The sequence below is a fragment of the Escherichia sp. E2748 genome, from assembly GCF_005781125.1.
GTDB lineage: Bacteria > Pseudomonadota > Gammaproteobacteria > Enterobacterales > Enterobacteriaceae > Escherichia.
Genome location: NZ_VATP01000033.1, coordinates 1 through 25766 on the forward strand (window position 1 = coordinate 1; position 25766 = coordinate 25766).

Annotated in this window: 27 protein-coding genes and 1 tRNA gene; 18 read left to right on the top strand and 10 right to left on the bottom strand. The window is 50.5% G+C overall.

The features are described from left to right. Positions 1-181: 181 nt before the first annotated feature. Positions 182-985 (top strand): 2,5-didehydrogluconate reductase DkgB, encoded by an 804-nt coding sequence (gene dkgB, locus FEK42_RS20845; protein ID WP_135491941.1) that lies wholly within the window; start codon positions 182-184, stop codon positions 983-985. Here the strand turns inward: dkgB and yafC are convergent. Then, positions 982-1896 carry a DNA-binding transcriptional regulator YafC gene (gene yafC / locus FEK42_RS20850; protein ID WP_138211951.1) on the bottom strand — a complete coding sequence of 305 codons (915 nt, stop codon included), beginning with the start codon at positions 1894-1896 and terminating at the stop codon, positions 982-984. The two genes, dkgB and yafC, sit on opposite strands and share 4 nt — an antisense overlap. A 240-nt stretch (positions 1897-2136) precedes the next feature. Between yafC and FEK42_RS20855 the strand changes: the two genes are divergently transcribed. After that, entirely contained in the window at positions 2137-2937 is an 801-nt protein-coding gene (locus FEK42_RS20855; protein WP_085007981.1) for an endonuclease/exonuclease/phosphatase family protein, read from the top strand. A gap of 77 nt (positions 2938-3014) precedes the next feature. Beyond that, positions 3015-3785 (top strand): class I SAM-dependent methyltransferase, encoded by a 771-nt coding sequence (locus FEK42_RS20860; protein WP_135491942.1) that lies wholly within the window; start codon positions 3015-3017, stop codon positions 3783-3785. A gap of 47 nt (positions 3786-3832) precedes the next feature. Here FEK42_RS20860 and mltD read toward each other — a convergent pair whose 3' ends face one another. Both mltD and gloB read right to left on the bottom strand, forming a co-directional pair. Further along, entirely contained in the window at positions 3833-5191 is a 1359-nt protein-coding gene (gene mltD, locus FEK42_RS20865) for a murein transglycosylase D (RefSeq protein WP_131162114.1), read from the bottom strand. Positions 5192-5262: 71 nt separating this feature from the next. Beyond that, on the bottom strand, positions 5263-6018 hold the full coding sequence (gene gloB, locus FEK42_RS20870; protein WP_130209751.1) for a hydroxyacylglutathione hydrolase: 756 nt from the start codon (positions 6016-6018) through the stop codon (positions 5263-5265). 33 nt (positions 6019-6051) lie between these two features. Between gloB and FEK42_RS20875 the strand changes: the two genes are divergently transcribed. Further along, the gene (locus FEK42_RS20875) at positions 6052-6774 is read left to right on the top strand and encodes a class I SAM-dependent methyltransferase (protein ID WP_130224088.1); all 723 of its coding nucleotides are present in this window, start codon (positions 6052-6054) and stop codon (positions 6772-6774) included. Here FEK42_RS20875 and rnhA read toward each other — a convergent pair. Further along, a complete protein-coding gene (gene rnhA, locus FEK42_RS20880; RefSeq protein WP_000917883.1) occupies positions 6771-7238 on the bottom strand; it encodes a ribonuclease HI in 468 nt (155 codons plus the stop codon). The two genes, FEK42_RS20875 and rnhA, sit on opposite strands and share 4 nt — an antisense overlap. A gap of 64 nt (positions 7239-7302) precedes the next feature. Between rnhA and dnaQ the strand changes: the two genes are divergently transcribed. Together dnaQ and FEK42_RS20890 are read left to right on the top strand one after the other, a co-directional pair. Continuing rightward, on the top strand, positions 7303-8034 hold the full coding sequence (dnaQ, locus tag FEK42_RS20885) for a DNA polymerase III subunit epsilon (protein WP_001366128.1): 732 nt from the start codon (positions 7303-7305) through the stop codon (positions 8032-8034). 132 nt (positions 8035-8166) lie between these two features. Next, a tRNA-Asp gene (locus FEK42_RS20890) sits at positions 8167-8243 on the top strand. A gap of 150 nt (positions 8244-8393) precedes the next feature. Here the strand turns inward: FEK42_RS20890 and FEK42_RS20895 are convergent. The 6 genes from FEK42_RS20895 to tagK are packed head-to-tail and all read right to left on the bottom strand — an operon-like array spanning position 8394 to position 14567. After that, on the bottom strand, positions 8394-9443 hold the full coding sequence (locus FEK42_RS20895; protein WP_131162117.1) for a type VI secretion system ImpA family N-terminal domain-containing protein: 1050 nt from the start codon (positions 9441-9443) through the stop codon (positions 8394-8396). Positions 9444-9453: 10 nt separating this feature from the next. Next, on the bottom strand, positions 9454-10449 hold the full coding sequence (tssG, locus tag FEK42_RS20900; protein WP_130209747.1) for a type VI secretion system baseplate subunit TssG: 996 nt from the start codon (positions 10447-10449) through the stop codon (positions 9454-9456). Beyond that, positions 10446-12329: a type VI secretion system baseplate subunit TssF gene (tssF, locus tag FEK42_RS20905; RefSeq protein WP_130209745.1), complete on the bottom strand. Its 1884-nt coding sequence runs from the start codon at positions 12327-12329 to the stop codon at positions 10446-10448. The genes tssG and tssF overlap by 4 nt, the downstream gene beginning before the upstream one ends. A gap of 15 nt (positions 12330-12344) precedes the next feature. Beyond that, entirely contained in the window at positions 12345-12839 is a 495-nt protein-coding gene (tssE, locus tag FEK42_RS20910) for a type VI secretion system baseplate subunit TssE (RefSeq protein ID WP_130209743.1), read from the bottom strand. Continuing rightward, positions 12836-13666 (bottom strand): type VI secretion system accessory protein TagJ, encoded by an 831-nt coding sequence (locus tag FEK42_RS20915; RefSeq protein ID WP_135491943.1) that lies wholly within the window; start codon positions 13664-13666, stop codon positions 12836-12838. The genes tssE and FEK42_RS20915 overlap by 4 nt, the downstream gene beginning before the upstream one ends. Continuing rightward, on the bottom strand, positions 13653-14567 hold the full coding sequence (tagK, locus tag FEK42_RS20920) for a type VI secretion system-associated protein TagK (RefSeq protein WP_135491944.1): 915 nt from the start codon (positions 14565-14567) through the stop codon (positions 13653-13655). The genes FEK42_RS20915 and tagK overlap by 14 nt, the downstream gene beginning before the upstream one ends. A 332-nt stretch (positions 14568-14899) precedes the next feature. On the opposite strand from tagK, the gene tssH reads away from it, so the two are divergent. From tssH to FEK42_RS20980, 12 genes are all read left to right on the top strand, one after another. Continuing rightward, positions 14900-17548, top strand: a complete 2649-nt coding sequence (tssH, locus tag FEK42_RS20925) for a type VI secretion system ATPase TssH (RefSeq protein ID WP_135491945.1) — start codon at positions 14900-14902, stop codon at positions 17546-17548. 12 nt (positions 17549-17560) lie between these two features. Beyond that, positions 17561-17764, top strand: a complete 204-nt coding sequence (locus FEK42_RS20930; RefSeq protein WP_240783089.1) for a hypothetical protein — start codon at positions 17561-17563, stop codon at positions 17762-17764. A 2-nt stretch (positions 17765-17766) separates the two neighbouring features. Continuing rightward, positions 17767-18057, top strand: coding sequence for a hypothetical protein (locus FEK42_RS20935; protein WP_135491946.1), 291 nt, complete (start codon positions 17767-17769; stop codon positions 18055-18057). A gap of 60 nt (positions 18058-18117) precedes the next feature. Then, positions 18118-18663 (top strand): type VI secretion system contractile sheath small subunit, encoded by a 546-nt coding sequence (gene tssB / locus FEK42_RS20940; protein ID WP_130209733.1) that lies wholly within the window; start codon positions 18118-18120, stop codon positions 18661-18663. Between the two features lie 24 nt (positions 18664-18687). After that, positions 18688-20202 carry a type VI secretion system contractile sheath large subunit gene (gene tssC / locus FEK42_RS20945; protein ID WP_165489004.1) on the top strand — a complete coding sequence of 505 codons (1515 nt, stop codon included), beginning with the start codon at positions 18688-18690 and terminating at the stop codon, positions 20200-20202. A 50-nt stretch (positions 20203-20252) separates the two neighbouring features. Further along, entirely contained in the window at positions 20253-20660 is a 408-nt protein-coding gene (locus tag FEK42_RS20950; RefSeq protein WP_042102253.1) for a BPSL0067 family protein, read from the top strand. Positions 20661-20672: 12 nt separating this feature from the next. Next, positions 20673-21125, top strand: coding sequence for an STY0301 family protein (locus FEK42_RS23265; RefSeq protein WP_072018659.1), 453 nt, complete (start codon positions 20673-20675; stop codon positions 21123-21125). Between the two features lie 179 nt (positions 21126-21304). After that, positions 21305-21790 carry an Hcp family type VI secretion system effector gene (locus FEK42_RS20960; RefSeq protein ID WP_000312804.1) on the top strand — a complete coding sequence of 162 codons (486 nt, stop codon included), beginning with the start codon at positions 21305-21307 and terminating at the stop codon, positions 21788-21790. A gap of 67 nt (positions 21791-21857) precedes the next feature. After that, the gene (tssJ, locus tag FEK42_RS20965; RefSeq protein WP_130218544.1) at positions 21858-22391 is read left to right on the top strand and encodes a type VI secretion system lipoprotein TssJ; all 534 of its coding nucleotides are present in this window, start codon (positions 21858-21860) and stop codon (positions 22389-22391) included. 3 nt (positions 22392-22394) lie between these two features. Then, positions 22395-23738, top strand: coding sequence for a type VI secretion system baseplate subunit TssK (gene tssK / locus FEK42_RS20970; RefSeq protein WP_135491947.1), 1344 nt, complete (start codon positions 22395-22397; stop codon positions 23736-23738). Continuing rightward, positions 23735-25036: a type VI secretion system protein TssL, long form gene (gene tssL, locus FEK42_RS20975; protein WP_135491948.1), complete on the top strand. Its 1302-nt coding sequence runs from the start codon at positions 23735-23737 to the stop codon at positions 25034-25036. Before tssK ends, tssL begins: the two co-directional genes overlap by 4 nt. A gap of 5 nt (positions 25037-25041) precedes the next feature. Continuing rightward, positions 25042-25716: a hypothetical protein gene (locus tag FEK42_RS20980; protein WP_135406094.1), complete on the top strand. Its 675-nt coding sequence runs from the start codon at positions 25042-25044 to the stop codon at positions 25714-25716. Positions 25717-25766 lie beyond the last annotated feature (50 nt).

The window sequence follows — 25766 nt, forward strand, 5'->3', positions numbered from 1 at the left end:
AGTCCCGTCCGTTCCGCCACTTATTAAGAAGCCTCGAGTTAACGCTCGAGGTTTTTTTTCGTTTGTATTTCTATTATTGCTAAAATCGCAAAAATCCTCTGCGTTTTGCGCCCTTTTTCCGCAACAGTCTGAAGCCCATAATCACCTCAATTAACGAAAATAGCATTAAAAGAGGCATATTATGGCTATCCCCGTATTTGGTTTAGGTACTTTCCGTCTCAAAGACGACGTTGTTATTTCATCTGTGAAAACGGCGCTAGAACTTGGTTATCGCGCAATTGATACCGCACAAATCTATGATAACGAAGCTGCAGTAGGTCAGGCGATTGCAGAAAGTGGCGTGCCTCGTCATGAACTCTACATCACCACTAAAATCTGGATTGAAAATCTCAGCAAAGACAAATTGATCCCGAGCCTGAAAGAAAGCCTGCAAAAATTGCGTACCGATTATGTTGATCTGACGCTAATCCACTGGCCGTCACCAAATGATGAAGTTTCTGTTGAAGAGTTTATGCAGGCGCTGCTGGAAGCCAAAAAACAAGGGCTGACGCGTGAGATCGGTATTTCCAACTTCACGATCCCGCAGATGGAAAAAGCGATTGCTGCTGTTGGCGCTGAAAACATCGCTACCAACCAGATTGAACTCTCTCCTTATCTGCAAAACCGTAAAGTGGTTGATTGGGCCAAACAGCACGGCATTCATATCACTTCCTATATGACGCTGGCTTATGGTAATGCACTGAAAGATGAGGTTATTGCTCGTATTGCAGCTAAACACAATGCGACCCCGGCACAAGTGATTCTGACGTGGGCGATGGGGGAAGGTTTCTCAGTAATTCCTTCTTCTACTAAACGTGAAAACCTGGAGAGTAATCTTAAGGCACAAAATTTACAGCTTGATGCCGAAGATAAAAAAGCGATCGCCGCACTGGATTGCAACGACCGCCTGGTTAGCCCGGAAGGTCTGGCTCCTGAATGGGATTAACCCTCTCTGACAGCTCCTCCGGGAGCTGTTTTTACATGCTCGCTAAGGAAATCGATAAAAGCCCGGATGCGCGTACTTACCGCACGGTCGCTGTAATAGACTGCACTGAATGGCATTTCAACTGGCAACACTTTATCTGCCATTAACTCCACTAATTCTCCGCGAGCGATTTCTCTGTCGATCATGTAGTCGGACAAACACGCAATCCCGTTGCCACTCAGGCAAAGCTGTTTCAGTGTTTCCCCACTATTGGATGACAAACCGTACTTCACCTCATGTAATTGCCCATCACTACAGGCTATCGGCCAGGTATTGAGGGAAGCGGGTTCAGTGAAGCCCAGGCAAACATGTTGCTTTAAATCGTCGATCGTTTCTGGCTTACCGTAGCGGGAAATATAATCAGGGGAGGCGATAATTTTTCGATAACTGTTAAATAACGGCCTGGCACGTAAGCTGGAATCCGTTAACGTACCGGCGCGTATCGCGACATCCACTTTTCTTTCGATCAAATTAATAATCGTTTCGGAGGAGACTAGCGATAAAGTGACTTCCGGATAGCGTTCACGGAAAGGCTTAATCAACGGCATCAGAAAGTGCAGCACCACTGGCGTCGCGGCATCGATCCGTAACAGTCCACGCGGTGTATTACGCGTCTCCATAATTTCTGATTCTGCCGCTGCCATCTCCTGCAAAATTGACTGTACGCGACGAAAATAACGTTCGCCTTCTTCCGTCAGGCTAAGTTGTCGCGTGGTCCGATTAAGCAGGCTAACGCCAAGTTTCATCTCCAGCTTTTTCACCGCCCGGCTTACCGCTGAGTTTGCTTGCCCTAATTGTTCCGCTGCCCGGCTAAAGCTGCCGCTTTCGACGACAGAAACAAAAATGGCGAGTTCTTCCGACGTGGCTTTCATTTTTGCTCCCGTTGCAAAATAGAAGAGATATTTTGAATTTATTTGTCATTAAACCATCAGGATACGTGATATGTCATCCGATTTAATGATATCTATAAAGAGTAAAATTCAGTCTGGTGTAAGTACTTGCTTACATAACAATCTACAATTGCTCGTTGAAAGAGTGAGCTAAAATCCCTATAACAGTAGAACCCTCCTGGATGCGGAAGGGGTGACGTAATAGAGGTTTCAAAGTCAAAAGTGCGAAAAAACACCTATGCCATGCGCTATGTTGCCGGACAACCTGCGGAAAGGATTTTACCGCCGGGGTCTTTTGCGAGCATTGGCCAGGCATTACCGCCCGGAGAACCGTTAAGTACCGAAGAGCGTATTCGGATCCTGGTGTGGAACATATACAAACAGCAACGCGCTGAATGGTTGTCGGTATTAAAGAACTACGGCAAAGATGCACATCTGGTTTTATTACAGGAAGCGCAAACAACGCCGGAGTTAGTACAGTTTGCGACTGCTAACTATCTTGCTGCTGATCAGGTACCCGCTTTCGTGCTGCCGCAGCATCCTTCCGGTGTAATGACCCTTTCGGCGGCGCATCCCATTTATTGCTGTCCGTTACGTGAACGTGAACCTATTTTACGTCTGGCAAAATCAGCACTGGTGACGGTCTACCCATTACCTGACACTCGTCTGTTGATGGTCGTCAATATTCACGCCGTCAACTTTAGTCTTGGCGTAGATGTTTACAGTAAGCAGTTACTTCCTATTGGCGATCAGATTGCCCATCACAGCGGCCCGGTCATTATGGCGGGAGATTTCAATGCCTGGAGCCGTAGAAGGATGAACGCGTTATATCGCTTTGCGCGGGAAATGTCGCTGCGCCAGGTGCGTTTTACCGATGATCAGCGCCGTCGGGCGTTTGGTCGCCCGCTTGATTTTGTTTTCTACCGTGGTTTGAACGTCAACGAGGCTTCTGTACTGGTGACGCGTGCTTCTGACCACAATCCGCTACTCGTTGAATTCAGTCCCGGCAAGCCTGATAAATAAGGTATGTCAGGTCTGCCACAGGGCAGACCAACGTTTGGCGCTGCCCTTTTATACTCAAACAACAAAAGGACAGCGCAATGACAATACAATCCCACCATGACCTCGTAGAAAAGCAGTTTAGCTCGCAGGCCAGTGAGTATTTAACCAGTACCGTACATGCATCCGGGCGAGATTTACAGCGCCTGGCGGTGCGTCTGGCTGATTATCCTGATGCAAATGTACTTGATATGGGCTGCGGAGCAGGGCATGCCAGCTTTGTCGCTGCGCAAAACGTGAGCGCGGTCGTGGCGTATGACTTATCTGCCCAAATGCTGGATGTCGTGGCACAAGCTGCCGAAGCCCGGCACCTGAAAAATATCACCACCCGCCAGGGATATGCCGAAAGTCTGCCATTTGCCGATAACGCATTTGATATTGTTATCAGCCGTTATTCTGCCCATCACTGGCATGATGTTGGTGCAGCACTGCGTGAAGTGAATCGGATATTGAAACCCAGCGGTAGGCTGATTGTGATGGACGTAATGTCTCCGGGTCACCCAGTGCGCGACATCTGGTTACAGACGGTAGAAGCATTACGCGATACCTCTCACGTACGAAACTACGCCAGCGGTGAGTGGTTGACGTTAATCAATGAAGCCAATCTGATAGTTGATAATTTAATTACAGATAAGTTACCGCTGGAATTTTCTTCATGGGTCGCCAGAATGCGTACGCCAGAAGCGTTAGTAGACGCTATTCGCATTTACCAACAGAGCGCATCGACAGAGGTGAAAACGTATTTTTCCTTGCAGAATGATGGCTCTTTCACCAGTGATATCATCATGGTAGAAGCACATAAAGCGGCATAAATAAAAAAGGCACCGGGGGAATCGGTGCCTTTTTATTATCTGGTTTATCAGGAATCTGGCATGTTGCTGTTTTTCACAAACAACGTCAGCTTATCGCCTGGTTGCAGATTCGCAGTGTCGCTGTTCCAGCGCATCACATCTTTGATGTTCACGCCGTGGCGTTTAGCAATGCTTGAAAGCGAATCGCCTTTGCGCACACGATACGTAATGCTATCGCTGTTGTTTGCCAGCCGCTGTGCGCTACTACCTGCGCCAATCGTCAAACTTTGGCCTGGTTTCAGCTTAGATCCGCGCAGTTTGTTCCACTGCTGCAAATCTTTGGTGCTTACGCCGAGACGTGAAGCGATACTTGAAAGCGTGTCGCCAGAACGAACGGTGTAAACACGGCTGTTAAGCGGCGTATTGTCGGCAACCAGTGTCGACTGTACGGCAGCAATTTCGCCGGAAGCCAGAGATTCACGCAGTTGATCTGCATGCTTCTTTGGCACCATCACGTACTGCGGGCCACTTGCGCCCAGCGTGGAGCCTTTCACGCCAGCGTTGAATGTCTTCAGCTTGCTGACGGAAATTCCCGCCATATCTGCAACCTTCGCCATATCAACCGGGCTACTCAGGTGTACACGCGCCAGAGCACGGCTTTCATCGGTCGTCGGCAGACGTACACCATAACGTTTGCTGTTTTTGAGAATATCGCTCAATGCCAGCATTTTAGGCACGTACTGCTTCGTTTCCTGCGGCAACGGTAACGACCAAAAGTCCGTGGATTTCCCACGTGCTTTGTTCGTTTTAATTGCCTTCATGACCCGACCTTCGCCGCTATTATAAGCCGCTACGGTCAAAAGCCAGTCGCCGTCAAACATCTTGTTCAGACGTTGCATCATGTTCAGCGCGGCTGTCGTTGAAGCAACAACATCGCGACGCGCGTCATAATTGCGAGTCTGTTTCAAACCATAATTGCGCCCCGTGCTCGGAATGATCTGCCAGATGCCTGCGGCATTGGCGCCAGACGTCGCGTGAGGATCAAAAGCGCTCTCCACTATGGGTAGTAGTACCAGTTCCATAGGCATGTTACGTTTTTTAACTTGCCCGGCTATCCAGTACATATACGGCTCTGCCCGTAAAGTTACATCGTGGAGATAGCTCTTATTGCGTAAATATTTCTGTTTCTGTTCGCGAATCCGGTCATTTTCCGGAATTCCCATCTTTAGCTCGTCGCCAATGAAAGCCCACAAGTCACCATCTGGCGCGATAGACGTCCCATCGTCCATCCATCGTGCCTGACTTGTAAACTTTGCTGCTTCCCCTTGACCAGCTGCAGAAAGGCTCTGTGCGTGCTGTTGGACGTTACCGGTACTCTGGCAACCCACGAGCAGGACAGAGGCGAGTAATATCGCTTTTGCCTTCATGTGTGTGTCAATAGTTGCTTAAAAGACGACCGATCATAACGGCGAACGAAGCCGATGACAAGAAAGTTTTATCAGAATCTATCTTTCTTTGACCTTAACCAGGCAAAACGTTCCTCAGGTTGTTGCAATAATGTTTCTTTATTAATTACATTAATTAAATCAATATCTTCTGTTCTTAAAAAAACATTAATTTTCCGCTCATTTTTCAGAATTACGGGGAGTGTAATTTGATTTTTTGCCCGTAACTCAATAACTTTACGATAATAATCATTTATGGACAAATCGTGCGGAAGAATACTCAAGGCAAACTTCATATTTGATAAAGTATATTCATGAGCACAACATACCAGTGTATCGTCAGGTAGAGCACTTAATTTTTTAAGTGATTGATACATTTGAGAAGCTGTACCTTCAAATAATCGCCCGCAGCCACCAGAGAAAAGAGTATCACCGCAAAATAGATAAGGATTGCTGAAGTAACAGATGTGTCCTAAAGTGTGACCTGGTGTAGCAATTACACTAAATTCATGACCCAAAACGAAGGCAGTATCACCATCTTTGACTACCTGCGTTGTTCCCTTATCTTGTGTCTCTTGTGGACCGTAGACCACAATTTGCGGAAACTTTTCCACCAGTTCTTTTACGCCGCCAACATGATCGTGGTGATGGTGGGTGAGAAATATGGCCTCCGGTTGCCAGTTATTGGCGGCAATGGCCTTTACTACCGGCTCCGCTTCTCCAGGATCGACAATCAGGCAACGGCCTGCTTCATCATTCAAAACCCAGATGTAATTGTCATCAAAGGCAGGAATACTGTTAAGATTCATATATTACCTCTCAGTGTGAAACGGAAGGTTGTGATGAAACCGGCAAGGAACCCTCAAACAGTCGTGGCTCCTGATTGCTGGGGCGATTTGCCCTGGGGAGAGCTTTATCGCAAGGCGCTGGAGCGCCAGCTCAACCCATGGTTCACGAAAATGTATGGTTTTCATCTGCTTAAGATTGGCAATTTAAGCGCAGAAATCAATTGCGAAGCGTGCGCGGTTTCTCATCAAGTGAATGTTTCTGCGCAAGGAATGCCCGTACAGGTGCAGGCGGACCCACTTCATCTTCCTTTTGCCGATAAATCCGTCGATGTTTGTCTATTGGCGCATACGTTGCCATGGTGCACCGATCCGCATCGTTTGTTGCGTGAAGCTGATCGGGTATTGATTGATGATGGCTGGCTGGTCATTAGTGGCTTCAATCCCATCAGTTTAATGGGATTACGTAAACTTGTGCCGGTATTGCGAAAAACATCGCCTTATAACAGCCGGATGTTTACCCTGATGCGGCAGCTGGACTGGCTCTCTTTGTTGAATTTTGAAGTGCTACACGCCAGCCGTTTCCACGTTCTCCCGTGGAATAAACATGGTGGAAAACTATTGAGCGCGCATATTCCTGCGCTTGGTTGCTTACAACTTATCGTTGCCCGGAAACGGACTATTCCTTTAACGCTCAACCCGATGAAACAGAGCAAAAACAAACCGCGAATTCGCCAGGCGGTCGGCGCCACCCGGCAATTTCGTAAACCACAGGCTTAAACTTCGACTTGGTAGCCCGTATCTTCCAGTGTGGGATTCATTGCCGCGGCACGAGCCAGTTCATCGCAACGTTCGTTTTCTGGATGACCGGCATGGCCTTTTACCCATTCCCATTTGATTTGATGCTGCCCCAACGCAGCATCAAGACGTTGCCAGAGATCGACATTTTTTACTGGTTTTTTGTCTGCTGTTTTCCAGCCACGTTTTTTCCAGTTATGGATCCACTGGGTGATCCCCTGGCGGACATACTGGCTGTCGGTACTCAGAATGACTTCACAGTGTTCTTTTAACGCTTCCAGCGCGACAATAGCGGCCATCAACTCCATACGGTTGTTGGTGGTGCGGGTGTAGCCAGCGCTAAAGGTTTTTTCGCGTCCACGATAGCGTAAAATAGCACCGTAACCCCCAGGTCCTGGATTACCCAGACACGAACCATCGGTGAAAATTTCTACCTGTTTAAGCATCTCTGGTAGACTTCCTGTAATTGAATCGAACTGTAAAACGACAAGTCTGACATAAATGACCGCTATGAGCACTGCAATTACACGCCAGATCGTTCTCGATACCGAAACCACCGGTATGAACCAGATTGGCGCGCACTATGAAGGCCACAAGATCATTGAGATTGGTGCCGTTGAAGTGGTGAACCGTCGCCTGACGGGTAATAACTTCCATGTTTATCTCAAACCCGATCGGCTGGTGGATCCGGAAGCCTTTGGCGTACATGGTATTGCCGATGAGTTTTTGCTCGATAAGCCCACGTTTGCCGAGGTAGCCGATGAGTTCATGGACTATATTCGCGGCGCGGAGCTGGTTATCCATAACGCAGCGTTTGATATCGGCTTTATGGACTACGAGTTTTCGTTGCTTAAGCGCGATATTCCGAAGACGAATACCTTCTGTAAGGTCACCGATAGCCTTGCGGTGGCGAGGAAAATGTTTCCCGGTAAGCGCAACAGCCTCGATGCATTATGTGCTCGCTACGAAATAGATAACAGTAAACGAACGCTGCACGGGGCATTACTCGATGCCCAGATCCTTGCGGAAGTTTATCTGGCGATGACCGGTGGTCAAACGTCGATGGCTTTTGCGATGGAAGGAGAGACACAACAGCAGCAAGGTGAAGCAACAATTCAGCGCATTGTACGTCAGGCAAGTAAGTTACGCGTTGTTTTTGCGACAGATGAAGAGCTTGCAGCACATGAAGCTCGTCTCGATCTGGTGCAGAAGAAGGGCGGAAGCTGCCTCTGGCGGGCATAAATACCTGTGAAAGGCGCTAAAAATAGCGAGTTGGGCGATTTTTGCAGCAAACGATTCAAAAGATGAGAAAAATCGTTGACGAAGGCCGAGGCAATCCGTAATATTCGCTTCGTTCCCAAAGGAACACAACACGGAGCGGTAGTTCAGTCGGTTAGAATACCTGCCTGTCACGCAGGGGGTCGCGGGTTCGAGTCCCGTCCGTTCCGCCAATATTCAGAAAGCCTGAGTCAGTAATGATTCAGGCTTTCGTCGTTTTAGCCTTCAGGAGAGTTTGTTGCCCCTGAAGGCAAATAGATATAATCTAAAAAACTGTCACATCATATATAATGACCAGCAATTATAAATTCTGGCCATTTCTGTTATTCCAACGCATCCCATTTCTCCAGTAATTCTGCTGGAATTTCATTTATTACTTCCGAGAAGCGTTTTCCGACCAGGCGCTCTGCCTGACGCAACAAGGGAATAGTCGGACTGCTCGGCTCACTATACTCAAACCAGCGGCGTATAACTCTCAAACGTTCCAGCGCATCGTTCCGGTCGCTAATTTGCCTTTGTTCTGCGCAGACCTTTCCGGTCTTTTCAGCAGGTATATCTTCGAGTGGTGCAACATACTCTGCCTGTGCCGTTTCAGTATTATTGATGGAGACATGCTCCGGAAGAACAGCCAATGTTTCCTGTGATGGGATCTCTGGCGTGGTTGATTGCACCGCTCCCGGTAACAGAGTCAGCAGTTGCGTAAGCCGCGAAAAGTCCGGAGCATGGTCATTCAGCATTTTACGCGCATGGCGTTGCAGTCGCTCAGTGTTTTCAGCGGCCTGGCGAAAAGCGTCTAGCGGCAGTACACCGCGAGCTTCCAGATCGGCCAATTGCTGACGTACCGATTCTGGCGCCAGGGCATCCGCCGGGCGTGATGCAGACAACGAGCGTTCCACATCTCGTACCTGGAGGCGCAAAGCGGCATTATTTGACAGCGTAATGCCTCGGATATCCGCCATTACGCCTTCGTGGTCCAGCAACGCCGATAGTGCGTTGCTGCGCGCCACTGCCGCATCTTCGGCGGTGATATCTTCAGTTGCAAGCAGTTGTGGATGGATGGTATCCGGGTACAAGCTGCACAGCGTTTCGAGTTGCGTGAGTGCCTCTGCCAGTCCTCTGGCTCCGGCCTGCTGGATACGGCAGCGCAGTAGAATCACCAGGATTCGGATATCTTTGCTTCGTGTCAGCAGGCGGCGAGCGTCTCGCTCGAGTTCTGCCCAGTTAATGGTTTCCGGCGTACTGACAAAATCGCCATATTGCGCTTCTTCACGCGGTGCAGCGCGGGTGAACAGCAGCAGGTATTCCGGATCATATTCCAGATCCGGGCCACAGGGGCGTTCGGCCGAAATAGGGTCTGACAGAGATGTATCCATTAAATTATCCTTAGTGCGCCAGATAGTGCTCAGGTTCGAAAATCATGCCTGTCACCGGATCGTCGTGCATGGCTTTTCCAGCCCAGGCGGTCCAGCCTAACTGATATGGGCCGCCGGTAACGGCAGGAGGAGCGGCGTGTGGTTTTAGCTGTAGCTCAATTTCCCAGCAGTATTCAAACCCGGTAAAGGCGCGAACCAATTCCGTCAATACGGGCAGGTTGTTGCCGCCAGGCAGGAAGCGTTGATAATCGGCCAGCGTCAGTGGGCCAATCACCAGTCTGAACTTATACTGCATGTCCGGCACGGCCTGACCGATGAGTGCGCCGTTGCCAATGACGGAAGAAAGGGCTGGTGTCCCCAGCCGGGTAATTTCATCATCTGCCACGGGTATCCAGTGCAGGACATATTCCTGTATCCGGAAAGGCACGCCGAAATAGTGCGCCAGCGTGGCAGCCAGCCCGTCTGGATTGCGTGATTCGCGCGCCAGATGAGCCGATGCCGCCAGGCGAACGTGATCCGGTAGCGGGCTGTCTACACTTTCTCGCAAATCTTGCCCGCTGAGGCTGGCGATATAAAAGGCAAATCGGTCATATTTCGGTTTATCCAGACCACCTCCAGCTGACTGGGCGCTGCGCCAGGCCTGATAAAACTGGGTCAGCCAGCGGTGATGAAAAAGGTCAGTAAAACAGGTTAGCGTCGGATCGCGGTAGCTTTCGGTCCGGTTACGCGCCAGTTCGGTGTAGTGCAGCGGCAGCGGGCCATTCGGCCCCCACAGCCCGAGGCTGTACAGACTGACGTGCAGGCGCCCTTCCTGCCAGCTTACACTGGCGATTTCCCGTGGTGCAAAAGTCAGCGCAGGTGTTTGCCCGAGGCGGAATTTTTCCATTCGTGGCTGCCAGGCACTACCTGCAGGGACGGTACACAACTGTACATTCACGCGGCGCATCAGGTTCAGAAAACCGTAACGCCAGGGCATTCCCTGCGCCTGAGTGAAATCGCCGTTCATACACTTCCCCGCTGTCCGGCCCTGACCGGCCAGGTTATAATTTTGCCGCGCTGCATACTGTGCAGCGTCATCTGCGAGAAGGTATTAATGGAAACATGACGGGCGATATAGTGTTCCAGCACCAGGCCGAACAGATACGGACTGATGCCAGAAAAACCTTCTTCATCCACCGTCAGCTCACAACAGACGCCGCGACCATAGACCAGCAGCCCGGAACCCGGCAGACGGCGGGTGACCGGCGTTGTTTTGCAGCCAATCAGGCTGCGTACCTGTCGTGATTGCGGACTGTCATGCGCCGGAATAAACAGGTTAAGCAGATCGCGTAGCGCTTGACCGCCGGTACGGTGATCCAGATCGGCCAACGGCAGATAATTAAAGGATAACTGGCGGATCAACCGCCAGGCCATTTCACGTTCCGCCAGTGGATGCTGCGGCGGACGAGGCGGGCGAATAAGTCCCACGCCCGCCACCGGGATGGCCGCATCCACGGTCAGATCGTCCCAGCCATTGCGTGCAATAAGGCAGGGGAGATCGCGGTTGGTGACCATGGCCGTGATGGTGATATGGCGCAGATTTTCCGGGTATGGCGCTTCATATTGGTCAACCAGTGACAGGAACACTTCCGATCCCGTATAGGGGGTGCGGGTGCCGTAGCGGCGGGCGTTTTCCGACAACCGACGCGGCTCCCGGCGCAGGGAAAAATAGCGCCCGTGGTTGCCTTCATCGTTATTGCGGGTGTGGTAGAGCGGGCGAAAGGTCATTTTCCGTGTAGTGTCGGTTTCCAGCCCTTCCACTTCCTGGACCGAGAACACCTCATAATCCAGTGGATGGGTCCTGTCCACCACAAGGTGCTGCTCTGTCGAGCTGTGGGTGACGTCGATTCGGGCGGTGACGCGGGGAAAAAGGTTAACAACCGGGGTACAGAACAGGCTGAACTGTGACGCATTTGTCTGGTGGATCAGCCAGTCCGGCGGTAGGTGATTTAGTAAGATCACAATCTCCGCTACGCCGCCGTTAATTTTCTGTAACCCGGCAGACAGACCTGCCGGCGTGAAAAAATAAAAGCGTTCCGGACAGGCAAAATATTCATGCAGCAGGTTATGACCGTGAAATACGTTCCAGGCCAGTGGCAGCAGTCCCTGACCTGGCTCCAGCCCCTCGTAGGTAACTGGCTGTTTCAGATTTACATCCAGTACGCCGTCAAAATGACCCGGAACGCCTGCCAGTGTGGCAATGGAACTGGTATGCAGAAGTTCGAACAGGTGAGAGGCTGTGCGTTCCTCGCCGCAGAGATATAGCGGCAGCCTGTCCAGCCCGGCAAGTTGGCTAAACGTTAGTTCACCGAAGGTGCGCAGGGTAATACGCAGCGCACCGGCGACATGAATGTTGGTAGGTAGGTAGCGATGCAGAGCAGGCATATCCGGTGGAGCTGCAGTCAGGCGCACCTCTTCGATGGTGAGCGGCCACAGCGTCACATCCTGGCTGCTGCGAAACTGGCAGGCGGTACTTTCGCCTTCCGGAATGGCGGAAAAAAAAGCGGTGTCGCGTGGGACGGTGAATCCCTTCGCCAAATCGCCTTCTTCCGGATCGGGATGCAACTGTGCCACGCTCATTGAGGGCGTGGGAGTAACATAATTGGGGCTGACGACCTCCAGCAGGCGCTGGGTGAAACGCGGAAATTCAGCGTCAATTTTAAGCTGCGTACGGGCAGTCAGGAAGCTGAAGGCCTCAACCATCCGCTCCACATACGGATCGGCAATATCCGTTCCCTGCATTCCCAGCCGGGCGGCGACTTTGGGATGACGTTCGGCAAATTCGGCTCCCGTTTCACGCAGGTAGCTCAATTCGCGGTTATAGTATTCCAGTAGCCGTGGATCCATCGGTCACCCTCTATATTAAAAAAACGTAATGCGGCTCTGTTCCATATCCAACGCGCTGCGTACCCGGAATGCCGTCGGATACGGCTGCGTAAGGATTTCGCCACGAATTTCAAACTGTAATGTGTTATGGCCACTCTGGCGTTGTTCATCCTGTAGTGGAATTATTTGCAGGGTGGATGCTTTCAGCCGGGGTTCAAATCGAGTAATCGTGCGTAAAATAGCCCTGCGGATATCGTCCCACTTGTGTTCATACAGAAAGCTGCCTGCCAGTGGAGGCAGGCCGTAGTTCAGAACAGAAGCTGCCGCCTCTGGGTAACGAGTGGCATCAATATCATCTTCATGACTGACAGTGTTGAGTAAAAATGACAAATCCCGGCGGATGATCTCCTTGAACTGGACTGAACTGACGCTGATATCGTGATCGCGCTTCTGCTGCGGGGCATCGTCACACAGTCGATCAAACAATGTAGGCATCAGGTGGTTGCTTTGGCGCAAACGAGAGGCGCTCATGCGTCACTGCTTTCGGGTGTATTAAAGGTACAAGAGGTCATATCCAGCAGGCTGATATCGCCGTGGCTGGTGAGCCACATTTTTTGTCCTAACGCCGTAACCAGAGTTTCTCCAGGCCCATCCTGCCAGGTGGTTTCCCGGCACAGACGCAAGGTATCAGCAGCGCTTTCAGAACCACTGTAGCGAGAAAACAGCCAGGCGCTGTGTGTGTCGCCGTTGTGAAGTGTGATATTGACGGGTTTCCAGATTAGATCTGTCAGATTAGCCGGCAGGGGGGATTTCAGTGAACGAATTTGCGAAAATGGCAGCCAGATATACACGCCACCAGCGACCAGTTCCAGCACCGGGCCGGTACGCGAGTCACTGTCGCTTATCCAGTCGAATACGCCGCCATTCCACTGCCCGGTGGTGTCTGTTATAGCTTCAAGCGCGTGGCTGCGGTTGGCATCGGCTTCCTGCACTTCGCCGCGGGCGTTACAGGCGAGAGCAGCCAGTAAATCCTCCATCCAGGCGAGTGGTGGGAGAATAAAACCGGGACGCTGTTCGCCCTGAAAGCAGGAGTGACGGTATATTTCGCAGCGGATCAGCTCGCCAAATACCTGTGCCTCGCGAGCATAATTGGCGTCCACTCGGGCGCACAGTTGAATTTGTTGCAGCGCCCGCGACCAGTCACCGATTGCGCACAATAACTGAAACAGGCTGTGCCGACGTGAAGCCTGTGCCGGGTGCATCTTTACCTGGTGTTCCGCCAGTTGAATGCTCTCTGCCACGGAATAGTCTCGCAGCAGCGCCGACAAGGTAGCCGGTAGCACGTTATTGTTTGTCATGAGTGATATCTCCGTGTTGTGCCGGGTTTATCCGGTAATAGCTGTCAATGCCGATGACATGGTGCTCTCGCTGCGTCAGATCGGGCAGAATGGCGTTATGCACTGCCTCCGGTTTGTATTCAGGAGAAAGCAGATGCAGGATATCAGGAGGAGTCTTTTTGGTAGGCCAGGTAGATTCTCCTTCACCGGTGGCATCCAGTACATCGAGAATAGCGTCAATACTTAACCCGCCAGTGACCATATCCTGTAATGTATCGGCTTCAGTGACCAGATCACGCAATGAAGACAACTCCTGCGTGCCACCCTCTCCATTAAGGGGGAAAGGATCGGCATGACGATGAATATCTTGTTCAGGAGACAACAACGCCTGTCGGTATTCCTGATAAAGCAAGGTTAGTGGGGTATCTGAATCTGGGGTGCCTTCAGTAGCGACTGCGCCATGAACCGGAATAATATCGAACGGATTTTGCTGCTGCTGTTGTTGTTGTCGAAACCAGTCGAGATCGAGATATTCGGTTGTTGTTTCAGGCGAAATGACAGGCTGCAGTGCCGTTTTTTTCTCGCATGGCTCAGGAGACATCGGATTGTCCCGGACAAGACACCAAGAAGATAACCCCCATTCAATCAGGTCCCCTTCATTCAGGCGCATACGGTGATGTGACTCCACAATCAGGTCATTTACCGTGCAACAATATTCATCGGACAGATTGATTATCCACCATGCCTCTTCGTGGCGAGTCAGGCTGAGAGCAATCTTTGTATCCTCCTCCACATCAAAAACAGGGCTCCATGGCGCTTTGACTGTGAAGATAATCTGTGTTCCTGCAGTGGCGTAAATGGTGCCATCGGTAACTCCGTGCCCCTGTATTTTTTGCAGTCCCCAGGTAATATTTTGTTTCATTACGTATCACTGTATAGAGTGTTTTTTTTAATAGAGTAATTATTTATATTTTTTAGATAAGTAACGCTGATTAATTTGCTTTATCAATATTAATTTTCTCGTAAATATATAATGGTGATTATTGCTAATATATATTCATGATATGAATTCAATTAACTTTTTGTATTGAAAATCATCATGAAAAAGATACTAACCGTTATATTACATTGCATTCTGTGATATGCATCATTGTTTCAATCTGAGATTTTGATAATTCTATTAATTAGAAATCTTAATCGGTACATTTATATTTATGTATCATTTATATGTTTTTACATCATTAGGTGTAACAGATGGACACTCCTGTTTCACGCAGTGCGCTATATGGAAAGCTAACAAGACCTTTATTTCGGTCTTTAGAATCTGCGACAACGTTCTGTAAATTGCGCGCTAACCCTTATGTCGAACTGATACATTGGTTGCATCAGCTAATACAACAACCAGAGAATGATATTCACAATGTACTTCGACATTACCAAATAACATCTTCTGATGTTGAGACGGCGTTAATTCAGCAATTGAATATATTACCTTCCGGCGCGAGTGTAATTAGCGATTTTTCCCACCACATCGATCTTTCTGTTGAGAAAGCCTGGATGTTGGCAAGTATCCGCTTTGGTGATCAAAAAATTCGTAGTGGTTGGTTACTACTTGCCTGGTTAACCACACCAGAATTATATCGAGTGTTAAAAAAGATCTGTGCGCCACTAGCTGCGCTGCCGGTAGATGAATTGTTAGATATTCTTCCATCTTTAATCACATCATCTCCTGAAATAACAGAAATGCCATATGACGGTTCGGATTTGAATTCTGCTGTTCCGGGGGAAGCAAGTCAGGTATTTCCGAGCGAATCAGCCGGGAGCAAATCCGCCGGGAGCAAATCCGCATTGGCGAAATACTGCCAGGACATGACAGCACTGGCGCGTGAAGGTGGTATCGATCCGGTCACCGGTCGCGGGCACGAGATCCGTACCATGACGGATATTCTACTGCGTCGTCGCCAGAACAATCCCCTGCTAACCGGTGAGGCCGGCGTTGGGAAAACGGCAGTGGTGGAGGGATTCGCGCTGGCGATTGTTAAGAGTGAAGTGCCGCCTTCATTGCGTAATGTACGGCTGCTGTCGCTGGATGTCGGGGCGTTGCTAGCCGGGGCGTCCATGAAGGGCGAATTTGAATCCCGTCTGAAGGCGCTGCTGGAAGAAGCTGCGCGCTCACCGCAGCCGGTGATTTTGTTTGTCGATGAAGTTCACACCCTGGTGGGCGCTGGTGGTTCATCCGGTACAGGTGACGCCGCCAACCTGCTGAAACCGGCGCTGGCGCGCGGCAGCCTGCGCACCATCGGCGCAACCACCTGGAGTGAGTACAAACGGCATATTGAGAAAGATCCAGCATTGACCCGGCGTTTTCAGGTGTTACAGGTCGCAGAGCCGGAAGAGGTTGCTGCTGTTGAGATGGTCCGCGGGTTAGTCAACACGCTGGAAAAACACCATGACGTCCTGATCCTTGATGAGGCCGTGCGCGCCGCTGTACAGCTTTCTCACCGTTACATTCCGGCCCGGCAGCTACCGGATAAGGCCATTAGTCTGCTGGATACGGCGGCGGCCCGTGTGGCGTTGTCGCTCCATACCCCGCCTGCGAAAGTCCAGTATTTGCGTCAGCAGCTCAACGCTGCCGAACTGGAGCGGGAGTTGTTATTAAAGCAGGAAAAAATGGGTATCCGCGCAGAGCGGGGCGACACACTGGCGACACGGATCGCATCATTGAATACAGACCTTTCTGACACCGAAGAGCGCTGGCAGCAGGAACTGGAGTTGGTTCATACCTTACAAAAACAACGTTCAGCAGAACCTGACGAGCATGACGAAACCGCGTTGCAACAGTCGGAAGTGGCATTAAGAGGTTGGCAGGGCGAAAACCCCGTCGTTTTCCCGGAAGTCAATGCGGCAGTAGTCGCCGCCATTGTCTCCGACTGGACCGGTATTCCCGCCGGCCGCATGGTGAAAGATGAAGCCAGCCAGATTCTGGAACTACCCGCACGTCTGGCGCAGCGTGTTACCGGACAGATGGACGCGCTGGCACAGATTGGCGAGCGTATCCAGACCGCGCGGGCGGGTTTAGCTGATCCGCGTAAACCAGTAGGGGTATTTTTACTTGCCGGGCCGTCTGGTGTCGGTAAGACCGAAACCGCGCTGGCGTTGGCGGAATCTATCTACGGTGGTGAGCAGAACCTGATCACCATCAATATGAGCGAGTTTCAGGAGTCGCACACCGTCTCCACGCTGAAGGGGGCTCCGCCCGGCTACGTGGGCTATGGCGAAGGTGGCGTGCTGACGGAAGCCGTACGCCGTCACCCCTGGAGTGTGGTGCTGTTGGATGAAATTGAAAAAGCCCATCACGACGTCCACGAGTTGTTCTACCAGGTATTCGATAAAGGAGCGATGGAGGACGGCGAAGGTGTTCACATCGATTTCAAAAATACCACGTTATTGTTGACTACTAATGCTGGGGCGGAACTTATCAGCCAACTCTGTGAGGATCCGGCGCTGATGCCCGATTCGGCAGGACTAAAAGAGGCGTTAATGCCGGAGTTACGTAAACACTTCCCGGCCGCTTTTTTGGGGCGAGTCACGGTTATCCCCTATTTACCGTTGGATGAAAAGGCGCGTGGCGTTATTGCCCGTCTGCATCTCGATAGGCTGAAAGCTCGAATGGCGGAGCAGCATGGCGTTTCGCTGGTGTATGGCGATGAACTGATTACGCATATTGTGTCGCGCTGCCCGATGCACGAAACCGGCGCTCGTTTGCTCATCGGCTATATCGAACAACATATCCTCCCACCACTGTCCCGTTACTGGTTGCAGGCGATGACAGAGAAAACGGCCATCACACAAATCCGCATGCGTGTGGATGATGATGAACAGATTATTTTTGAAGCGGATTAATGGAGCACCCTTATGGCAAAAGAATTAAGTGGTGCACTGTGGGTCAGTCGCTTTACTGGAAGTTCTTCCACTAATGATTTGCAGGGAGCTTTTCGTGCATCGGTTGATAATTTCTTGCACGCGTCTGGTAATGCGCATTCGAGGGGCCGTATTTCTGCAACATATCGTCCTCCTGGCAGAGCATATCTCATGCACTGGTCAATTGATGGACATTAAATATGACTTTTCGTTATTCGGCGTTGTGGACATTCCTGTTAATGATGTTCGCTTTCTGTGTTCAGGGGGAACCGCCTTTACCACAGGATGTGCAGCATTTTCTGAGTAATGCGGAAATGTGCCAGCATCTTGCTGGTGAATGGGACAGTTCTTTACCAGAGAAGGATAAAAGAGACATCGAAAAGGGGGTTGATACCTGGTGTCCTCCGGCGAAGAAATCACTCCCTGTGCTGCGGGAAAAGTACAAAGAAAACAAAGAGATTATAAAAATACTCTCTGCGTATGATTTTTAAACTGTACCGTCGGACCACTCCCCTGGTGTCGTCGGCTGACTGATAAGGAAATGAAGGATTATGGCTATCAACAATAGCGCGCAGAAGTTTATTGCCCGCAACCGAGCGCCCCGAGTGCAGATTGAGTATGACGTTGAGATTTACGGCTCCGAGAAAAAAATCGAGCTGCCGTTTGTCATGGCAGTGCTGGCCGATCTGGCCGGTAAACCACGTGAAGAGCTGCCATCGGTCACCGACCGTAAATTCCTTGATATTGATATCGATAACTTTAATGAACGTATGAAAGCCATCGCGCCGCGCGTGGCGTTTGCTGTCCCCAATACGTTGACGGGCGAAGGGCAGTTAATGGTCGATATCACGCTGGAGAATATGGACGATTTCTCGCCTGCGCAGATTGCCCGTAAGGTGGATGCCCTGAACCAGCTGCTGGAAGCACGTACTCAGCTTGCCAACCTGCAAACCTACATGGATGGTAAAGCGGGAGCAGAAAATCTGATCAACAAACTATTACAAGACCCGACGTTACTGAAAGCTCTGGCCAGCGCGCCAAAACCTGTCGTTCAACAGGAAAGTGTCTTATCAGGTGAAACGGGAACAGCAGACTAATTGCGATTTTATTAAGGAACTTTCATGGTAAACGATACTCTTCTGGCGACTGGCGACCTCTCTGCTGCGCAAACCACTGCCTATCAGGAAACGGAATTTGATTCGCTGCTGGATAAAGCCTTCCGTCCCAAGACTCCTCAGGCTGCAAAGGCAGTTGAGGCGGCAGTTCAGACGCTGGCCCAACAGGCTCTGACAAATACGGTCACTGTTAGTGATGATGCTTATAAAAGTATTGCAGCAATTATTGAGCAGATCGATTTCAAATTAACTGAGCAGATCAAACTAATCCTGAGTCATCCGGAATTTCAGAAACTGGAGTCCTCCTGGCGTGGGATGGAACATTTGGTTTACAACACCGAAACCGATGAAAAATTAAAAATCCGCTTTATGAACCTTTCGAAGGATGAATTGCGGAAAAATATGAAGCGTTACAAAGGGATCGCGTGGGATCAAAGCCCCATGTTCAAAAAGTTGTATGAGGCCGAATATGGGCAGTTAGGCGGAGAACCTTACGGTTGTATTATTGCGGATTATTATTTTGATCACACACCACCGGATGTGGATCTGCTCGGCTCCATTGCCAAAGTGGCAGCCTCAGCCCATGCGCCGTTTATTGCCGGGGCCTCTCCGTCAGTGTTACAGATGGACTCCTGGCAGGAACTGGCTAACCCGCGTGACCTGACCAAAATTGTGACCCAAAACCTCGAATACGCACCGTGGAACTCGCTGCGAAAAAGTGAGGATTCTCGCTACATTGGCCTGACGATGCCACGTTTTCTCTCCCGTTTGCCTTATGGTGCGAAAACAAACCCTGTCGATGAGTTTGATTTTGAAGAAGATGCAGATGGCGCAGACCACAGCAAATATGTCTGGAGCAATGCCGCCTATGCAATGGGTGTAAATATCAACCGTTCTTTCAAACATTACGGTTGGTGTACGTTGATCCGTGGTGTGGAATCTGGTGGAGCGGTGGAAAATCTGCCCTGTCATACCTTCCCGACCGATGACGGCGGCGTGGATATGAAATGCCCGACAGAAATTGCCATCTCTGACCGTCGTGAAGCTGAACTGGCGAAAAATGGTTTTATCCCACTTATCCACCGTAAAAACTCTGATTACGCCGCCTTTATTGGCGCGCAGTCTCTGCAAAAACCGCAAGAGTATTACGATCCGGACGCAACGGCCAATGCCAATCTCTCAGCTCGTTTGCCATATCTGTTCGCCTGTTCACGGTTTGCGCACTTCCTCAAATGTATCGTGCGCGACAAGATCGGCTCGTTCAAAGAGCGTGAAGATATGCAGCGCTGGCTCAATGAATGGATCATGAACTACGTTGATGCCGATCCGGTGAACTCCTCGCAGGAAACCAAAGCTCGCCGCCCGCTGGCAGCTGCCGAAGTGGTGGTGGAAGAGGTGGAGGGGAATCCGGGCTATTACGACGCCAAATTCTTCCTGCGCCCGCATTTTCAGCTTGAAGGGTTAACAGGATCACTGCGTCTGGTGACAAAACTGCCGTCAGTAAAACAGGGTAATGCCTGATTTTTATGAATATTTTAATGAATGATGCCGGGTAATACTCTGGGGGATATATGGCATATGTTTATGGACTGGTAGATTCATTGCAGGGCACTGACATGGTGGGAATGGCGGGGGCAGGAGACAGAAAGGAATGTGTGTTCTTAGTTCAGGTATATGCACATGTGGGGAATACTGGAGCCTGGAAGCAGGGGCGAAAGGTTTTTGGGGATAAATCGATCCCCAGAGGAACAGCAATTGCCACTTTTGTTAACGGAAAGTATCCCTCGAGGCAGAATGAGCATAAGCATGCCGCTTTCTATCTGGAACAGGATAGTCAGTATATTTATGTTATGGACCAGTGGACAGGTAAAACCACGAAAGTCTCTGCACGCCCTATTTCCCGAAAAGGTGGAATGCGCAGCGATGGAACATATCCTGATGCCAGTAATAATGCGGAAGCTTTTTATATTATTGAGTAGAGGATAGATTCAATGGGGACACGTTTTATTTTTTCTCTGTTGTTGGGTTTTATGTTGTTTTATTCACAATTTGTTACTGCGTGGGAAGTCAGTTGCCCCGTGTTTATCAATATAAAATCCTCAACAACAGTACTGGAGCCAGATATATCTGCATCGTGGCAGAGATCTTCCCGCTATGAACCCCGTCTGTGGTTGGACGGGGTAGGGATGTCGCAGGGAAAACCTGAAAATCGGGTGGATCTAAAACCAGAGACAGAGACAATAAAGGGTGAAACCAGGCAAATATGGGATACCACAATGGCCAGTAATCAGAATAGTGAACGTTACTGGGTTTCCTGTATTTATAACCATGGACAGGTTTGGTTATCACAACCGGTCCCTGCATTGGCGACACAGTGCCAGGCATCTTCTTTGCCGGGGCAGCGGGTACCAGGAGAGTCATCGGTATCTGTGACATGTAAATAGAAGTAATACATTCATTTTGTGAATTAATGACGTGCCGGTATCTCATTACCGGAAATTATACAGCCTTCTATTCTTCTGAAATTAAGGAGAGGGGGTTCTGTACGGCCATGGTTTACCTGAATTCATATGCGAAGATAAACCAGGGATTATTTTAAGTAATTCTTAATAAGGAAATGAAAATGGCTTATGACATTTTTCTGAAAATTGACGGCATTGACGGCGAGTCAATGGATGACAAACATAAAAATGAAATTGAGGTGCTGAGCTGGCGCTGGAATATCCACCAGGAGTCCACCATGCACGCAGGTAGCGGTCTGGGATCCGGCAAAGTCTCCGTGACTAACCTGGAGTTTGAACATTACATCGATCGCGCTAGCCCGAACCTGTTCAAATACTGCGCCTCTGGTAAGCATATTCCGAAGTCCATCCTTGTCATGCGCAAAGCAGGCGGCAATCCGCTGGAATACCTCAAATATACCTTCACTGATCTGATTGTGGCTGTTGTTTCCCCCAGTGGTAGTAAGGAGGGTGAGATCGCCTCCCGCGAGAGAGTCGAACTATCTTTCAGCACCGTGAAGCAGGAATACGTGGTGCAGAACCAGCAGGGTGGCAGTGGCGGCACTATCACGGCAGGTTACGATTTCAAAGCTAACAAAGAAATTTAAGCAATATTTTCCCGGCCAGGTATATAGCCTGGTCGGTTTTTATTATTTGATTTTAAAGGAAATTACAGTGAATAAATGGCGTAACCCCGGTGGGTGGTTATGTGCGGTAGCTTTGTCTTTTGTCTGCCTGCTTTCCGGGTGCAGCATTGACAGCGACGATGTGCCGGAGCTGATGTCACAAAGACTCGATCTGGTGGTTAAGGCTTCCGATAAGGTGAATCCTGACAATCAGAAAAAAGCCGCGCCCATAGAGATACGCGTTTATGAACTGAAAAATGATGCAGCTTTCATAGCGGCGGACTGGTGGTCCCTTCAGGACAATGACAAAGCTGTTCTTGCCGATGATTTACTCCACCGCGACAGCTTTATCTTGCGCCCGGGCGAGGAGAAAAAGCTGCGTCGTGCTCTCAATAAAGAAACCACGGCACTGGGGATCCTCGCCGGCTATCGCAATCTGGGAAAATCAGTCTGGCGGGCCACGTATAAAATTCCTGATCCCCCGGAAAAAAGCTGGTACAGCCGCTTTATGCCGAAGAAAAAAGTCGAACTGGATGCCGGTATAGAGCAAAGCGCTATAGTGATTAAAGAACGGGATGAGTAAATTATGAGTTGGAATAACCGTGTCGTCTGGAGTGAAGGACAATTTTTGCTGCCACAGATGTTTCAGCAGCAGGAACGCTATCTGGAACATATCATTCATTACCGCAGTTTGCCGCTTTCGCCTTTTTTCTGGGGCTTCAGTGAATACGGCATTGATAGTGAGGCGCTGAACATCGGAAAACTGGTACTCACGAAGGCTTCCGGAGTGTTTGCCGACGGTACGCCGTTTAATGCGCCGGGTCACACACCACTACCGCCGCCTCTGACCACCCTATCAGAGCACCTTAACCAGTTGATTTATCTGGCAGTGCCAATACGTACGCCGAACAGTGAAGAAACCAGCTTCGGCAATAACCCGGAATCACTGGCACGCTTTTCGGTGCATGAAAATGAAATCCGCGATGCCAACTCTCTGGGGCGCGGCGCACAACTGTTGCAACTTAGCCACCTGCGCCTGCGACTGTTGCCGGAAAAGGCGGTGACAGATGCGTGGATCGGTTTGCCCCTGACGCGCATTACGACGATACATCCTGATGGACGCATCGAGCTTGACAACGATCTGATCCCGCCGGTGGCAAATTACCAGGCAAGCGCACTGATATGTACGTGGCTGTCGTGGATCAACGATTTGATAAAAATGCGCGCAGATTCACTGGCGCAACGGTTGACGGGCAGCGATAAACACGGCCATGAGGCGGCTGAGGTATCGGATTACCTGCTTCTGCAAATTCTCAATCGTTTCGGCCCCTTACTGATTCATATGGCGAAAACGCCGCTGTCGCCGGAAGTGCTCTATCGGAACCTGTGTGAACTGGCTGGGGAACTCTCTACCTACGTACGGCCACAGACGCGCCGTCCGGAAGAATATAAAGAATATAAGCACCTGACGCCCTATGCCGGGCTGAAATCGGTAGTGGATGAGGTGCAGTACCTGCTGAATGCTGTGCTGATCCGCGGAGCGCAGCGAATCACTCTGGAGGAGGGAACTTACGGTATTCTCAATGCGGTGGTTGAGCCTTCCGAACTGTCAGATTTCAGCTCATTAGTGTTGGCGGTGAAGGCGCATATGTCCGCAGACACCTTACTGCAACATTTTTCGGCCCAGACCAAAATAGGGCCGTCCGAACGCCTGCCGGAATTGATTCGCTCGCACCTGCCGGGTCTTGCTTTACAGGTATTGCCGGTGCCGCCGCGTCAGATCCCGTTCCAGGCTGGCTACATCTATTACGACATCCGCCGCGACGGTGTGCTGTGGGAACATATCGCCCGCTATGGCGGTATGGCGATGCACACCGCCGGAGAATTTCCGGGGCTGGAGTTGGAGTTGTGGGGAGTTCGCGATAAATGACCGACGAGATTCTGACGCCACCTGCGGTGAATACCCTGTCATTCCAGCCATCAGTGGGTGGCACAAAGTCGCCTGATAATGACATCCAGGACAGCCTTCGTGGGGAAGATATAAAGGTGGTGGTTGAAGATGGCCCGGATATGAAGCTTCGTCTGGCCGAAATTACTGCTGCCGTGAATCCTCTACTGGCAGCGGCCAGCCCGTTGCTATGCGCACTGGCGCAAATGCCCCGCGAACTTTCCCCTGGTTTTGTCGAACATTACCGTGTCCTACTGGAGCGTGAAGTTCGTAGATACCAGACGCTGTGTGATCAGGCAAACCTGCGGCGCGAACATGTGCTGGCGGTGCGCTATTGCCTGTGTACGTCGCTTGACGAAGCTGCCAACAACACCACCTGGGGGCGTCGTGGTGTTTGGGCTGGAAAAAGCCTGCTGGTTACTTTTCATGGCGAAAGTGAAGGCGGCATCAAGCTATTTCAGATAATTGGGCGTCTGGCCGCAAGTTTCCAGGAGCACAGCGATGTGCTGGAAATCATATACCACATTCTGGGGCTGGGTTTTGAAGGCCGCTACAGCGTTCGGCCCGACGGGCGTAAGCAACTGGACGATATCCGTCAGCAACTGTTGACCCAATTGGTCCAGCGCCGCGATCCGATAACGCCGACGCTCTCACCGGGGTTTACCGGTGCCGTCAGCGGACGGATGCGGCGGATGCGCCGGATGCCGGTCTGGCTGAGTGCAGGAATAGCTCTGTTGGTGATGCTGACGGTATTTGGCCTTTATAGCCACCGGATGGATCTCGCCACAGAAACCGTACAGCAACGTATCGACGCCATCGGTAAACACCTGCCGCCACCGCCCGTTCCGGTGCACAAACTGCGGCTGAAAATCCTGCTGGCGAACGAAATCGCGCGTGGCCTGCTAACGGTTGAGGAAGATGACCACCACAGCCGGGTGGTATTCCGTGGCGACACGATGTTTGTACCGGGGCAGAAAACCGTGAATGACACGTTGCGCCCGGTGATTGATAAGGCCGCGCGGGAGATTGCGCGTGTGGGCGGTGCCGTGACGGTGACCGGACATACCGACAGCCAACCGATCCACTCCGCTGAATTCCCCTCCAACCAGGTATTGTCGGAAAAACGGGCGACGGAAGTGGCTTCACTGCTGACGTCCGGTGGTGTTCCGGCCAGCCGGATTCGAGTCGTCGGGAAAGGAGATACCGTACCGGTGGCCGATAACAGCACTAAAACCGGACGGGCGCAGAACCGTCGGGTGGAAATTCTGGTGGTGGAGTGAGAAAAATGAATAATCTGGACTGCAATGCATCGAATCATTCACCGGTATGGGGCGTGACCGAATTTCTTTTCTGGAAATTAGCGCCAAAAAAATGGGGCGGAGGTGTACCTTATGGGCGTTATTTCAAAGATGGCTGGGTAAAACATAACCACCTTCTGATAACGTCGGCTGCCAATACATATAATTTGCCAGCGCCTTTACTGGCTGGTGTGTGTTGGATAGAAGTCGGGGGGGATCCCAGTATTGTAGATATGCTGGCATTTGATGCTCGGACTATTAACTGGAGTGGGCCTGAGTGGATTGATGAACATATCACAATAACTTCGAGACCAGAAAAAACATCTTTTGGTGCAGTGAGTATGCAATTGCGAACCGCAGCCAGAACGCTTGGGCTTGATGAGTCAAAAATGGATACCTCTCAATTGCGTGAACTGGCAAATTGCCTCCAGCATGATATTTTTAATATTCAGCTTGTGGCCAGACATCTTTATCAATTAGCTGAAAGAGATGGATTTCAGTCCTCCTTACCACACCTGACGGAAGAGCAGATAAGAATTATTGGTGCCCGTTATAACCGGGGTATGTCGCTTACCATGGAGAAAATAAAGGAAGATACCAGTTATGGCAATTTTATTGTCAACAACTGGTTGCATTTCTCTAATTTACTCATCGCCCATTAGGAGTCTTCGTGAGAAGAATAATTCAGATATCAGGATGGTTGTTATTCATT